The 12,901-nt window shown below is 58.5% G+C and carries 14 protein-coding genes; 7 read left to right on the top strand and 7 right to left on the bottom strand.

Features of this window, described 5'->3' with window-relative positions; translation table 11 throughout:
* Positions 1-6: 6 nt before the first annotated feature.
* A complete protein-coding gene (gene petA, locus FE702_RS11320; protein ID WP_147126414.1) occupies positions 7-579 on the bottom strand; it encodes a ubiquinol-cytochrome c reductase iron-sulfur subunit in 573 nt (190 codons plus the stop codon).
* A 229-nt stretch (positions 580-808) separates the two neighbouring features.
* Here petA and FE702_RS11315 point away from each other — a divergent pair, with 229 nt between their 5' ends.
* Positions 809-1,471: an outer membrane protein gene (locus FE702_RS11315; RefSeq protein ID WP_147126413.1), complete on the top strand. Its 663-nt coding sequence runs from the start codon at positions 809-811 to the stop codon at positions 1,469-1,471.
* On the opposite strand, the gene FE702_RS11310 is transcribed toward FE702_RS11315, so the two are convergent.
* The 4 genes from FE702_RS11310 to FE702_RS11295 are packed head-to-tail and all read right to left on the bottom strand — an operon-like array spanning position 1,461 to position 3,554.
* Positions 1,461-2,003 (bottom strand): GNAT family N-acetyltransferase, encoded by a 543-nt coding sequence (locus FE702_RS11310; RefSeq protein WP_147126412.1) that lies wholly within the window; start codon positions 2,001-2,003, stop codon positions 1,461-1,463. The two genes, FE702_RS11315 and FE702_RS11310, sit on opposite strands and share 11 nt — an antisense overlap.
* Positions 1,996-2,601, bottom strand: a complete 606-nt coding sequence (locus tag FE702_RS11305; protein ID WP_147126411.1) for a glutathione S-transferase — start codon at positions 2,599-2,601, stop codon at positions 1,996-1,998. The genes FE702_RS11310 and FE702_RS11305 overlap by 8 nt, the downstream gene beginning before the upstream one ends.
* Positions 2,601-2,879, bottom strand: a complete 279-nt coding sequence (locus FE702_RS11300; protein WP_147126410.1) for a hypothetical protein — start codon at positions 2,877-2,879, stop codon at positions 2,601-2,603. Before FE702_RS11300 ends, FE702_RS11305 begins: the two co-directional genes overlap by 1 nt.
* Positions 2,880-2,924: 45 nt before the next feature.
* Positions 2,925-3,554, bottom strand: coding sequence for an FMN-binding negative transcriptional regulator (locus FE702_RS11295; protein ID WP_147126409.1), 630 nt, complete (start codon positions 3,552-3,554; stop codon positions 2,925-2,927).
* Positions 3,555-3,728: 174 nt separating this feature from the next.
* On the opposite strand from FE702_RS11295, the gene FE702_RS11290 reads away from it, so the two are divergent.
* On the top strand, positions 3,729-4,577 hold the full coding sequence (locus FE702_RS11290; protein ID WP_147126408.1) for a mechanosensitive ion channel family protein: 849 nt from the start codon (positions 3,729-3,731) through the stop codon (positions 4,575-4,577).
* A 71-nt stretch (positions 4,578-4,648) separates the two neighbouring features.
* Here the strand turns inward: FE702_RS11290 and FE702_RS11285 are convergent, their stop codons facing one another.
* Positions 4,649-5,140, bottom strand: a complete 492-nt coding sequence (locus FE702_RS11285; RefSeq protein WP_147126407.1) for a peroxiredoxin — start codon at positions 5,138-5,140, stop codon at positions 4,649-4,651.
* Positions 5,141-5,230: 90 nt separating this feature from the next.
* Here FE702_RS11285 and FE702_RS11280 point away from each other — a divergent pair, with 90 nt between their 5' ends.
* From FE702_RS11280 to FE702_RS11260, 5 genes are all read left to right on the top strand, one after another.
* On the top strand, positions 5,231-6,436 hold the full coding sequence (locus FE702_RS11280) for an NAD(P)/FAD-dependent oxidoreductase (RefSeq protein WP_147126406.1): 1,206 nt from the start codon (positions 5,231-5,233) through the stop codon (positions 6,434-6,436).
* On the top strand, positions 6,433-6,981 hold the full coding sequence (gene rsmD, locus FE702_RS11275) for a 16S rRNA (guanine(966)-N(2))-methyltransferase RsmD (protein WP_147126405.1): 549 nt from the start codon (positions 6,433-6,435) through the stop codon (positions 6,979-6,981). The genes FE702_RS11280 and rsmD overlap by 4 nt, the downstream gene beginning before the upstream one ends.
* Positions 6,978-7,172 carry a hypothetical protein gene (locus tag FE702_RS11270; RefSeq protein WP_147126404.1) on the top strand — a complete coding sequence of 65 codons (195 nt, stop codon included), beginning with the start codon at positions 6,978-6,980 and terminating at the stop codon, positions 7,170-7,172. Before rsmD ends, FE702_RS11270 begins: the two co-directional genes overlap by 4 nt.
* A gap of 91 nt (positions 7,173-7,263) precedes the next feature.
* Positions 7,264-8,469 carry an aminotransferase class I/II-fold pyridoxal phosphate-dependent enzyme gene (locus FE702_RS11265; RefSeq protein WP_147126403.1) on the top strand — a complete coding sequence of 402 codons (1,206 nt, stop codon included), beginning with the start codon at positions 7,264-7,266 and terminating at the stop codon, positions 8,467-8,469.
* Between the two features lie 15 nt (positions 8,470-8,484).
* Positions 8,485-11,592, top strand: a complete 3,108-nt coding sequence (locus FE702_RS11260; protein WP_147126402.1) for a DNA translocase FtsK — start codon at positions 8,485-8,487, stop codon at positions 11,590-11,592.
* A gap of 24 nt (positions 11,593-11,616) precedes the next feature.
* On the opposite strand, the gene FE702_RS11255 is transcribed toward FE702_RS11260, so the two are convergent.
* Positions 11,617-12,756, bottom strand: coding sequence for an HWE histidine kinase domain-containing protein (locus FE702_RS11255; protein ID WP_147126401.1), 1,140 nt, complete (start codon positions 12,754-12,756; stop codon positions 11,617-11,619).
* Between the last annotated feature and the right edge of the window lie 145 nt (positions 12,757-12,901).

The raw sequence follows: 12,901 nt of genomic DNA, 5'->3' as shown, positions 1-12,901 counted from the left end.
GCTCCCTTAACCGAGTTGAATGGTTGTTTCGTCGACGAATTCTGCCGGTGGGATTGGCAGGTTTTCTGGCGCGGGACCGCGGCGGATCCGGCCAGACGTATCGTAGTGTGAACCGTGGCACGGGCAGAACCAGCCGCCAAAGTCACCGGCATTGCCGAGAGGCACGCAGCCAAGGTGTGTGCATACCCCCATCTGAACCAGCCATTCGCCGGTTTCGTCCAGCGAGCGGTTGGCGTCGGAGGCATCAACGCCTTCGCCGAGGTTTTCGTTGCGTGCGTCACCATCGATCAGGGTCGACAGGTCAACATCAGCAGCCGCGGCGATTTCTTCTTCGGTCCGACGACGGATAAAGACAGGCTTACCCTGCCACAAAACCGTCAACTGCGAACCGGGCTCAACACCGCTGACGTCGACCTGGATCGAGGCCAAGGCGCGAACGTCTGCGGATGGGTTCATCTGATTGACCAGAGGCCAAACAGCAGCTCCGACCCCAACGGCACCAGCACCTGCGGTCGCGTAGTAGAGAAAATCCCTACGGCTGCCTTCGTGTTCGTCTGCGTGTACTTGTGCGTCAGACAAGGGAGCATCCTCCAAATGTTTTCTGGCCCATGGAACGATTACATGACGCCAATCGTTAGCAACGCGAGACTCATCTCGCGCCAATCGTGTCGTATCTAGGCGGGTCGAACCATACCGTCCAGCGCTGATCTATGCGCAAAATGGCGCAGTCTAACGTCTTATTGCCTGTGATGCCTGTTTTTCTGCACCTGCAAGTTCTATATACGACCCTAGAAGACCGGGGATAAGCATGAGTCGTTTTCTAATAGCAGTTGTAGCCGTCATTGGACTGACCGCATCGGCGGCCAGCGCGAATGAATTCGAGCTAAGCTTTTACACGGGTTACCAGTCAGCGCCGCACGCAAACGTGTCCGGCTCGGACCCGGGTAACAGTGTTGATGAAGACGTCGATTTCACCCCAGCATGGGAAGGCCGTCCATTTGATGCACCGCCTTACTACGGCATTCGCGGCACTTGGTGGCGCACGGAAACGCTGGGCTTCGGTCTGGAGTTGAACCACGCAAAAGTCTACGCCGACGAAGACGATGCTGCGGACAATGGCTTTTCCCGGCTCGAGTTCACCGATGGTCTGAACATCATTACTGTGAACGCCTTCCGCCGCTGGCCCAACCAGTTCGGCGATTGGACCCCTTATGTTGGCGGCGGTGTCGGCGTGGCCTTTCCGCATGTCGATGTTGAATCGGACGGCGGCAAGACATTCGAATACCAACTGACCGGCCCGGCCGTGATGTGGGCGGCCGGTGCGTCATATCCGATCAATGATCGCTGGGATGGGTTTGTCGAATACAAAGGCACATATTCGCAGAACACAGCCGATCTGGATAACGGTGGCGAATTGGATGTCGATTTCGTGACCAACGCTATCAACCTTGGCCTGACCTTCAACTTCTGATCGCGGCGCTCCAACCAGACGGTGTGAGTGTGTAGCATTTCGTGGGTGTCGGTCCGGCACCCAAATCTAGATTTGCGTCATATTCGAACACCGCGCCTAACCGTATGGTCGCAATCTGCGACCTGATATTGTCCGGCGCGATATGGAACCAGATGCGGTCCACACCGACAAAGGCGTGCTCAACCATCAGCGCCTTCAATTCTCGGTTCCAGCTTCCACCCCAATAGTCGGTGTGGAGGAACGTGTACCCAATCGCCCACTCTTCCGGATGGTCGGGTACAGAGTAATATCGAGAGCATCCGATGACGCGTTCTGCATCCCGATCTATCACCACCAGTGTGCCACCTACCTTCAATAGGAAGTCAAAGTAGGGATCGAAGACGACGCGCTCATGTCGCGTCCATGCAGGATGCTGTGCCCAGATGCTTGGCTCGTTCGCAGCGCGATACAGCGCCTCCCGATGATCCCCTCTCAGCGGTTCGAGGGTTAATCGGTCGCCATGCAGAACCGGTTGGATATCAAAGTCAGCCATCGATCCGCGTTGTGGTCATGGATACGCGCTCTGAGAATTTCGCGTGCCAAGCGGCCAGTGCTGGGCGTGTGTCCCGCCATTTGCGGACGTCATGGCGCAGATCAATGTAGCTCAGCACAACACCCATCCCGATATGCCCAGCATCCAGAGGGCCAAAGAGATGGGACATCCAGCGCGCCTCGACAACGTCGAGCGCCCGCGCGGCCTTTTCCCACTGCGCCTCGATCCATGACGGGGATTGTTCGTTTTCTGGCCTGAGCCGCATCTCATAGGACATCGACACGGTCGCGTCTGAAATACCGTGCGCTGTCGCCTCTAACGTCAGGACATCCCAAAGCCGCCCTTCTGGATAGAGCGCGCCGTCTGCCCGCTCGTTCAGGTACCGCATGATCACCCGACTGTCATAAAGAGCAGGCCCATCGTCGCGCAGCAGGGTTGGTATCTTTCCCAAAGGATTGACCGAGGCCAAGCGGCTGTCTGTTTCGAATGCCGTCGTGGTAACCTGTGTCATCTTGATCTGGTCGACGATCTCAAGCTCGTGCGCGGCGACCAGAACCTTACGCACATAAGGCGACGTGGGAGAGAAAATGAGTTCCATCAGATCCTGCGAATACGAATGCGCGTCAGCGCGGTTGCATCAATCTCAACACCTGGCCCGCTTTGTCCCACGCGGATCACCCGACGAAAGCGTCCGGTAGCGTTGATCTGTTCACCGTCACGCCGCATTTCGAGGCCTTCTTCAACCGTATCCAGCGCGTCTTCCGTGTCCTGATTTCGGCGAAGTTTCGGAATGGTGCGGGTGGCGGCATAAGTGGCAACTGCGACGGCGCCATAGCGCAGCGCGATCCCCGCAAGCGGTGTCAAAGGTCCAGCCATGTCATGTCCTCCCGACACTCAAGATAGGCGATGCCGGACGAAATTTCACCCCGACATCCCCTGATCAGGCGGTGACGCCATCCAGTCTGACAATTGACCAAGGTCTGTTCCGATCCCAAACGTGGAAACATGTTCGGCGGCGCGTAAGCGGGCATCGTCGGTCTTGTTCTGGTTCAGCTTCCATGTGCTGTGCATCTCGGTCACATGCAGACGCACCGGAACAATGGCGCGCATCATGCGCTCCATCACACCTTCCGACATCTTGTCCGAGGTCCAGGGCTTTTTCGGCGATAGTTGCGTTTCGAAATGGGCTGACTGTCGATCCAGCAGGGCATGCAATTCCTCTTGCGGGCGTAGCTCCAACTGCCCGCGCAGGTGAACGGCGACGTAGTTCCAAGTCGGCACCTGATCATCGACCCCGTACCAGTCGGGCGAAATGTAGCTGTCGGGTCCCTGAACGGCGATGACCGCCTGCGCAGGAAGCGCGCGCGCAATCGGGTTGGACCGGACCAGATGCAGGTCAACGGTTTGAGTGTCGTCGGACAACAGGAACGGCACATGAGAGATCAGCGGCCCGTTCTCTGCATTGATCGACAACACACCAAAGCTCCGCGCTCGGACAAAGGCAATCGAGTGATCATTCTCGGTTTTGCGAAAGATTGGGTTCGGATGCATGGCAAAGGGTCAGGTTGGCGAGGTTTCCCGAACCATTGCGAACACGAAGTGCGTGGCGCAAGCCCGCGCTGGCCGGTTGATACAATATCGCGGCGGACCCCGCAGAGCACCCATGGAACAGGCCCAGCCGTGGTGCGTTAAGGCCACCAAGATTTCAAGGATACAAAGACCAAAATGCTAAACGACCTGCTGAACACGACCATCTACGAAGACACGACGCTTGCCGATGTGTTGACCATTGAATTTCTGGCCACAATCGTTGGATCGGTGCTTGCCGCCGCTGCGATCCTGTTGGTCGGTTTTGTCGTTGCCGGTTGGGTGGGACGGCGCATCCGCAAGATCGGTCAGAGCTATGAAACGCTGGATGACACGCTCTTTGATTTCCTTGGCAGCATCGCACGTTACGCGGTTATCGCCTTTGCGTTCCTGTTTGTTCTGAACACTTTCGGTGTGCAAACGACCTCGGTGGTGGCTGTCATTGGTGCGGCGGGCCTTGCCATCGGCCTGGCGTTGCAGGGCACTCTGTCAAACATAGCCGCAGGCGTGATGATCATCTTTTTTCGCCCGATCAAGCAGGGCGATTTCGTCGAAGTGAACGGTAAAATGGGTACCGTAAAGTCGATCACCCTGAACTACACAGAGCTGGCGTCGCTCGGGAACGTTCAGATCATCGTCCCGAATTCCGAGGTCTGGGGGAACACGATCACCAACTATTCGATCTACGACCGCCGGCGCGCGGAATGGACGTTTGGTGTCGGCTACGGCGCAAATCTTGCCACGGCAGAGCGGATCATCCGCGACACCATCATGGAAGACCGCCGATCGCTTGCCGATCCCGAACCGTTCATCAAGGTCAACAATCTGGGCGACAGTTCGGTCGACTTCCTGGTGCGGGTCTGGTGCAAGTCCGAAGACTATTTTGGGTATCAGGCCGACATCAAACGGGCAGTGAAAGAGGCGTTGGATGAAGGCGGTGTGGATATCCCATTCCCGACACGCACGATTGTTCGGGAAGAGGCCTAATTCAATTGACGACAAGTCTCAGGATTGTCGGGCCGCTCATGGTGGCCCGACGAACTGTTTGAATGTGCGGTTTAACCCATATCCGCCAGAAGGCCTTCGCCCGCCGACACTTCACATTCACCGGGTGACGCCTCAGCGTTCAGCACTTTCACTTCGCCGTTTTCAACAAGCATCGCATAGCGCTTGGACCGCGCCATCAGGCCAACTGGCGGCGCGTCAAAGTTCATGCCAATGGCGGTTGTAAATGCGCTTTCTGCGTCGGCCAGCATGGTGATCCCTGCTTCTGCTGCACCGGTGTCCGCGCCCCATGCCTTCATGACAAAGGGATCGTTGACGCTCACGCAGATGATCTCGTCCACACCTTTGGCGTCGAACTGGTCCTTGGTACGGATAAACGAAGGCACATGCGCCGAGTGACAGGTTGGCGTGTACGCACCCGGCACCGCAAAGACGACGACCTTACGATCTTTCGTCAGGTCAGCCAGCGCCACCTGCTCCGGTCCCTCTGCGCCGATACGGGTCAGTGTGGCCTCTGGGAGGGTCTCTCCGACGGAAATGGTCATTATTGCGTCCTTCTCGTGATTGCGCAGGGTTTCCCTGATTTATAGGGTCCGCTGTGAAAAGGACCAGCAGGTCCCACGAAGGAGCAGCTCATGTCCCATATCGTTGTGATCGGAGCCGGGCAGGCCGGATCGTCGCTGACCGCAAAACTGCGCGCACTTGGGTTTGACGGGAAGGTCACCTTGATCGGTGAAGAAACTGCGCCGCCCTATCAGCGTCCGCCGCTATCCAAGAAGTATCTGCTTGGCGAAATGGAGCTTGAGCGGCTCTATTTGCGCCCGGAGAGCTTTTACGCGGATCAGAATATCGACTTGCGATTGGGCACCACGGTTACGAGTATCGACGCCTCGGCCAAGACAATCGGCCTCGGCGAGGAGACTCTCAGCTACGATCAACTTGCATTGACCACAGGGTCGACACCGCGCGTGCTGCCCGCTGCGATTGGCGGCGACCTTGGTGGCGTTTTCCCGGTCCGCACCCTTGCCGATGTTGATGCAATGTCTGCAGCGTTCGAGGCGGGTGGACATGTCCTGATCATCGGCGGCGGGTATATCGGGCTTGAAGCCGCCGCTGTCGCGGCATCAAAGGGTCTGCAGGTCACGCTCGTTGAAATGGCTGACCGCATTTTGCAGCGCGTGGCTTGCCCGGAAACCTCTGACTTCTTCCGCGATCTGCATACCGACCATGGTGTGAAAATTCTCGAAGGCGTCGGTCTTGAGCGTCTGACCGGTCATGACCGCGTGACCGGCGCGGTGCTCAGCAATGCGGAGACACTCGACATTGATTTCGCCATCGTCGGAGTCGGCATTGCGCCTGCAACCGGACTTGCAGAGATGGCAGGCCTGACCTTGGAGAACGGGATCAAGACTGACGCCCATGGCCGAACCTCCGATCCGTCGATCTGGGCTGCGGGGGATTGCGCGTCTTTCCCCTATCGCGGCAATCGTATCCGGCTGGAAAGCGTACCGAATGCCATAGATCAGGCCGAAGTCGTTGCCGCCAACATGCTGGGCGGGTCTGAGGACTATGTGGCCAAGCCGTGGTTCTGGTCAGACCAGTACGACATCAAGCTGCAGATCGCCGGTCTGAACACCGGTTACGACCGGATCATCACCCGCAAGGACGGTGGCGCGCAGTCGCATTGGTATTACGCGGGCGAGACGCTCTTGGCCGTGGACGCGATGAACGATCCGCGCGGCTATATGATCGGCAAACGCTTGATCGAAGCGGGTAAAAGCCCCGCGCCAGATGTCATCGCAAATCCGGACACCGATATGAAAGCCCTGCTCCGCGCATGAGGATCATCGCGGGCGCATTCCGGGGCAGGCCGCTTGCGTCCTTGGGCAAAGGCGATCCCGGTGCTCATTTGCGCCCGACTTCGGACCGCGTCCGCGAAAGCCTGTTTTCCATGCTCACGCACCGCGTCGACTTCGATGGCCTGCGCATTCTCGACCTGTTCGCAGGAACAGGTGCGCTGGGTCTGGAAGCGCTGTCGCGCGGCGCTGAGCACTGCACCTTTGTTGATAGCGGACGGGTGGCGCAGCGATTGATCCGGGACAACATCAAACGGCTGGACGTAGCTGATCAGACCCAATTGATCGCCTCAGACACCAAGCATCTTCCGCCCGCCGATGCGCCTGCTGATGTCGTCTTTCTTGATCCGCCCTACGGTAAATCCCTTGGTGAAGCCGCTCTTGCCTCCGCCACAAAGGCGGGCTGGATCGCACCCGACGCCCTGATCGTGTGGGAGGAAAGCAGCCCACAATCCGCGCCCGGATTCGCCACGCTGACGCACAAGCGCTATGGTGACACGCATGTGACCCTGTTGGAGCCAGCGACATGAGCAGCACGGACACCTTTGGATTTTCCACCGCTTCCACGACGAAAGAGCCGCGTGAGACCACCAATCCGCCTCGCCTTCGTAAGACACCGCCGCTTTTCATCCACGATATTCTGACCACCGAGCGTGGTGTTCCGACGCTTCTCGCGCACTGGTTTGCTGCGCGCGATATGCAACGGTGGGAAGACGAATAGGAACAACAGGCTGGACGGCAGAGTCCTGCCCGCGCTAGTGTGCTGCCAAAGGGGCAAAAGACCCCACCCAGAGGCAGTATGAGCAGTCACCATGACGTCCGAGTTCACCCCGGCGCGGTTTAAGCCGTCCCCGGACCCCACCTGGCCCCGCCTGCGTGCGTTGCTGGATCCGTACCCTGCCGGGCATGCGGTTCCTGTCAACATGACCATCGGTGAGCCTAAACATCCGTTTCCGGACTGGCTGCCTGATATGTTGGGGCAGGTACAATCCGGCTGGGGTAAGTACCCAGACAACAATGGATTGCCGGAACTGCGCGAAGCCATCAGCGCGTGGATTTCACGCCGCTACGGTGTCGACACGGACCCCGATACGCAGATCATGGCTTTGAACGGCACGCGCGAAGGTTTGTTTGGCGCGGCGCTTGCGTTGTCGCCTGATACCAAGAACGGGGACCATCCGGCGATCCTACTGCCGAACCCGTTTTACCCGGTCTACGGTGTTGCCGCACTCGCTGTGAATGCTGAACCGGTTTACGTTCCAGCGACGCGCGACACGGGCCATCTTCCGGATTTTGCCAGCCTGCCAGCCGACGTCTTGAACCGCACCGCCATCGCCTATGTGTGTTCGCCGGCCAATCCGCAGGGGCGGGTTGCTGATGAGGCATACTGGAAAGAGCTTTTGGCGTTGGCTGAGAAGCATGATTTCCGCATTTTCAGCGATGAATGCTATTCCGAGATTTACCGCGACACTCCTCCGCCCGGTGGTCTTGAAATGGCCGCGAAATTCGGCGCCGATCCAGAGCGGGTGACGATATTTCACTCGCTCTCCAAGCGCTCGAACCTGCCCGGACTGCGGTCAGGTTTCGTGGCGGGTGGTCCGAAATCCATAGGCGAAATCAAGCGGTTGCGCGCGACCGCAGGCGCCCCTCTTCCTAATCCTATTCAGGCGGTGAGCGCCGCCGTTTGGAATGATGAAGAGCACGTCATTGCCAATCGCGAACAATATTCTGCCAAATTTGTTCAAGCTGACCACATTTTTGCCGGGTTTGATGGCTACGAAAGTCCCGAAGCCGGATTTTTCCTGTGGCTACCTGTCGACCGTTTTGGCGGTGACGGCGAAGCCACGGCCCTCCGCCTCTGGCGTGAGGCTGGCGTGCGCACCCTTCCGGGCGCGTATCTGAGCAGAACAGTCGCGGGGACAAACCCCGGACAAAACTACATCCGGGTGGCCTTGGTCGCCCCAATAGACGAGATGACGAAGGGTCTGACAAGGATCCGCGATCATCTGCAGCAATAAGCGAGGCAGGCGGCAATGGCTTATCCGACGCAAGGACGTGACCCCCTCTTTGACAGCGCGATGCAAGCGGCGCTGGAAAAACGCGGGAAAGAGTTGATTGGCTTTGGCCTCATGGGCCTCGCGCTGGTCGTGGCGATGATGGTCGGGTCCTATTCGCCCGACGATCCAAACTGGATGGTCGCCACCGATGCTCCGGTTCAAAACTGGATGGGCCGCTTCGGAGCCGCATTGGCTGCACCGTTATTCATGATCATCGGCTGGGGTGCTTGGGGCATTGCCGTGATCCTTGCTGCATGGGGTATCCGCTTTGCCCTGCATATGGGGTCCGAACGCGCGCTGGGCCGTTTGATCTTTGCGCCCATCGCGTTGGCGCTTGCAGCCATCTATGCCGCCACCCTGAGCCCCGGCGCAGGCTGGAGCCACTCCTTTGGCATGGGTGGCCTTTTTGGTGACACCGCCCTGATGATGATCCTTCAGATTGTCCCCGGTTCCGCTGCGCTGGGTGCAAAACTGATTTCAGTGATCATGGGCGCGGCCATTCTCGCGCTGGGTCTGTTTGTGCTGGGCTTCACACGGCCCGAACTCGCACGGACGGGACGCTGGATGGTTCTTGGCCTGATCCTGATCTACGCCCTCCTTGTGCGTATTCTTGGAACCGGCGCGACGATGGGCGCGCAGGCGGCGCATAACTTGCAAGCCGCTCGTGCCGAACGCCGCGCGGCAGAGGCACAAGACGAAGAATTGTGGCATCAGCACATGGAGGCTGCCGCCACACCTGACGCCGCCGAAAAGGCGCGTGTCGCCAGCGTCATTCGCAGTAAGCTGTCTGGCGTGGTCGAACCTGATGTGGACCACACGACCTACGCGGCTGATCCAGCCTATGAGGCCGAAGACGAAGCCTATCACTATGATGATATTCCGACGGAAGAACCGCGTGGGTTGCGGGCCTTTATGCCGTCCCTGCGTCGTCGCGATCCGTTGCCGGATTTTGAGGCGGGCGAAATGCCGGCGCCCGAGCTTGTGCAAGCCACGATCCCGGAAGAGCGTGAAGTTACTGTGACATCGGATGACCGGATCAAATCCAAGATCGCCAACGCCATCAGCCGTGCTGGGCGGTCCCGTCCTGATCCGATCACACCGCAATCAGTTTCGACTGTCTTCCGTGCCGAGCCGCGCCTGACCCGCGGTCATCCTGATCAGGTTGCTCCCGAAACCGCGCCTGATTTGGCCGCCCAAGCCGCCCCTGAACTGACGGTGGCTGCTGCGCAAGCGGTCCATCAGGTGTCTTCCGGTCCGCTGACCTTGAACCTGTCGCCGCCGACAGAGCCGTTTGAGCTGACACCACCCGAAGAGGAAACGGTGCTCGAAGACTTTGCAGTCGATACCGCTCCAGAGGCTTCGCCCATCGCTCTGGATGCGGTGCCAACAGACCTTGATGCGATGATGCCGGCGGCGGCGCCCGTACCTCAAATGGCGCAACCGCGTCCGACGATCCCGGTCGCAGAGCCCAAGAAAGTCGTGCAGCACCCGCCAAAGAAAGCCATTCAACCATCGACGCGTGCCAAGGCTGAAGCGCAACCGTCGCTTGCCTTCGAAGAGGTGGCCGCGCCGGAATACGAACACCCGCCGCTGTCGCTACTGACATCGCCTGACACCGTCGAACGCCATCACCTTAGCGATGAGGCGCTCGAAGAAAATGCCCGCATGTTGGAAAACGTGCTGGATGACTATGGTGTCAAAGGCGAGATCGTCAGCGTTCGCCCCGGTCCGGTTGTGACCATGTATGAGCTGGAGCCTGCGCCGGGTCTGAAGGCATCTCGCGTGATTGGCTTGTCGGATGACATTGCGCGGTCGATGTCGGCGCTCTCCGCCCGTGTGTCTACGGTCCCGGGACGCTCGGTCATTGGTATCGAATTGCCCAATGCGAACCGCGAAAAGGTTGTGCTGCGCGAAATCCTGTCTGGCCGTGATTTTGGCGACACGAACATGCGTCTGCCGCTGGCGCTGGGCAAGGATATCGGTGGCGACCCCATCGTCGCGAACCTCGCCAAGATGCCTCACCTGCTGATCGCCGGTACGACCGGTTCGGGTAAGTCAGTGGCCATCAACACCATGATCCTGTCGCTGCTTTACAAGCTGACGCCAGAGGAATGCCGGTTGATCATGATCGACCCAAAGATGCTGGAACTCAGCGTCTATGACGGCATCCCGCACCTGCTTTCGCCTGTTGTGACTGACCCGAAAAAGGCGGTCGTCGCCCTGAAATGGGTCGTGGGCGAGATGGAGGATCGCTATCGCAAGATGTCCAAGATGGGCGTTCGCAATATCGAAGGCTACAACGGCCGCGTGCGCGACGCGTTGTCCAAGGATGAGATGTTCACGCGGACAGTCCAGACCGGCTTTGACGATGACACGGGCGAACCCGTGTTCGAGACCGAGGAATTCGCACCCAAGACGATCCCTTACATCGTTGTGGTCGTCGACGAGATGGCCGACCTGATGATGGTTGCCGGTAAAGAGATCGAAGCCTGCATTCAGCGTCTGGCCCAGATGGCACGGGCCTCGGGTATCCACCTGATCATGGCGACACAACGTCCTTCGGTCGACGTCATCACCGGTACGATCAAGGCGAACTTCCCCACTCGGATTTCGTTCCAGGTGACGTCCAAGGTCGACAGCCGCACGATCCTTGGTGAAATGGGTGCCGAGCAACTGCTGGGTATGGGCGACATGCTCTACATGGCAGGCGGCGCGAAAATCACTCGAGTGCATGGCCCGTTCTGTTCGGATGAAGAGGTTGAAGAGATCGTCAACTACCTCAAGGCCTACGGTCCGCCCGATTATGTCGGCGGTGTGCTGGACGGTCCTGCAGAGGACAAGGAAAGCGACATCGATGCGGTGCTTGGCCTTGGCGGCAACACCAACGGAGAAGATGCGCTGTATGATCAGGCGGTCGCGATTGTCCTGAAGGACCGCAAATGCTCGACCTCCTACATCCAGCGCAAACTGGCGATCGGCTACAACAAGGCCGCGCGTCTTGTTGAGCAGATGGAAGACGAAGGCGTCGTCAGCGCGGCAAACCACGTCGGCAAGCGTGAAATCCTGGTGCCTGAGCAGGTTTAATGGAAATCCTGTCGGGTCGCGGCCCTACGCCGCTGCGACCCGATCAAGCGGAACCGTTAGACGCACGTGTAGGCCGTTTGGCAGCCATTCAGTCTCAAGACTGCCGCCAAGGTCGCTCTGCACCGTCATATCGATCAATTGCGAGCCAAAACCGCGCCGCTCTGGTAAGCCGGTGATCTTTGGGCCGCCCTGTTCGGTCCAGTCCAGAACGAGGTTGTGACCAACCGTATTCCAAGACACTTCAAGCCAGCCCTCACCCGCTGATAGGGCACCATATTTGGCCGCATTCGTCGCCAGTTCATGAAGTACAAGCGCAAAGGCCTGCGTGGCGGCAGAGGTGACCGTCATGGCCTGCCCATCGATGGTCAACCGTTCTTTGGATGACAGGTGCGGCTCGGTAATTGTTGCAACAAGTTGGGCAAGCCCGGCGGATTTCGGTGAGGATTGGTCCAGCGATAAGTCTGGCAGGATCATGTTGTGTGCTTTGGACAGCGCCGTCAGACGCCCGCGTAGAACATTGGTCATGTCCTCTTTGGTCGCGGTTGTGCGCGATGTCAGCGAAACCATGCCAGCGGCCAGCGTGAACAGGTTGCCCAACCGATGGGACATTTCCTGCATCAATAGCTGTCTTTGCCAGGCCTCATGACGCAGACGCAGTTCCGTTTCGATCATCGAAGCGAGATCTTTCAAAACCGCTATGTCGTCATCGGACCAATTGTGAGGTTCGGGCGTGATCGCACAGAAAGACCCGATTGCATGGCCATCTGGTGCGTGAATTGGAATGCCCGCATACCCAACGACACTCAGCGCCGTGATGGCCTCGTTCTCGCGCACGATCGGATGGTCGCGTGCATCTTCGACAATCAGGGGAGTGTCCATTGCCACGACGTGTTTGCAAAACGATTGCGACAAACCCGTTTGACGCCGTTTTTCGGCTAATCCGGACAGGCCGACCTGCGACTTAAAGAATTGACGGTCTTCGTCGACCAAGGAGACCAGTGAAACAGGAACGCCCAGTGCGCGGGTCGCGATCCGTGTGGTGCGATCAAACTCCCGTTCGGGAGCAGAGTCCAAGAGTCCGGTTTTTTGCAAAGCAGTCAGCCGTTCGGCATCCTGTACCTTGCCTAGGTCGTGATCAAATTGGCCTTCTTTCGTCTTGTCCATACGATCGCGCCCCCGATTCCGACCTCTCTACCAAAAAATTTGTCAACTTACCTCATAAAAATGAGTGTCAACTGATGTTGACGATATCGCATATCACTTGGGTCCTGAATGCGAAGCCACTACATGGGTTTCATCAAAACGATGA

Source organism: Shimia ponticola (assembly GCF_007995215.1).
GTDB lineage: Bacteria > Pseudomonadota > Alphaproteobacteria > Rhodobacterales > Rhodobacteraceae > Shimia_B > Shimia_B ponticola.
This window is presented reverse-complemented; position numbering and strand designations above follow the sequence as displayed.

Bases quoted from the DNA above. Each gene is read 5' to 3' on its own strand.
- FE702_RS11260 (WP_147126402.1), top strand. From the start codon at position 8,485: ATGGCTTATCCGACGCAAGGACGTGACCCCCTCTTTGACAGCGCGATG.
- FE702_RS11295 (WP_147126409.1), bottom strand. From the start codon at position 3,554: ATGCATCCGAACCCAATCTTTCGCAAAACCGAGAATGATCACTCGATT.
- FE702_RS11315 (WP_147126413.1), top strand. From the start codon at position 809: ATGAGTCGTTTTCTAATAGCAGTTGTAGCCGTCATTGGACTGACCGCA.
- FE702_RS11285 (WP_147126407.1), bottom strand. From the start codon at position 5,140: ATGACCATTTCCGTCGGAGAGACCCTCCCAGAGGCCACACTGACCCGT.
- FE702_RS11310 (WP_147126412.1), bottom strand. From the start codon at position 2,003: ATGGCTGACTTTGATATCCAACCGGTTCTGCATGGCGACCGATTAACC.
- rsmD (WP_147126405.1), top strand. From the start codon at position 6,433: ATGAGGATCATCGCGGGCGCATTCCGGGGCAGGCCGCTTGCGTCCTTG.
- FE702_RS11305 (WP_147126411.1), bottom strand. From the start codon at position 2,601: ATGGAACTCATTTTCTCTCCCACGTCGCCTTATGTGCGTAAGGTTCTG.
- FE702_RS11290 (WP_147126408.1), top strand. From the start codon at position 3,729: ATGCTAAACGACCTGCTGAACACGACCATCTACGAAGACACGACGCTT.
- FE702_RS11255 (WP_147126401.1), bottom strand. From the start codon at position 12,756: ATGGACAAGACGAAAGAAGGCCAATTTGATCACGACCTAGGCAAGGTA.
- FE702_RS11270 (WP_147126404.1), top strand. From the start codon at position 6,978: ATGAGCAGCACGGACACCTTTGGATTTTCCACCGCTTCCACGACGAAA.
- FE702_RS11300 (WP_147126410.1), bottom strand. From the start codon at position 2,879: ATGGCTGGACCTTTGACACCGCTTGCGGGGATCGCGCTGCGCTATGGC.
- FE702_RS11280 (WP_147126406.1), top strand. From the start codon at position 5,231: ATGTCCCATATCGTTGTGATCGGAGCCGGGCAGGCCGGATCGTCGCTG.
- FE702_RS11265 (WP_147126403.1), top strand. From the start codon at position 7,264: ATGACGTCCGAGTTCACCCCGGCGCGGTTTAAGCCGTCCCCGGACCCC.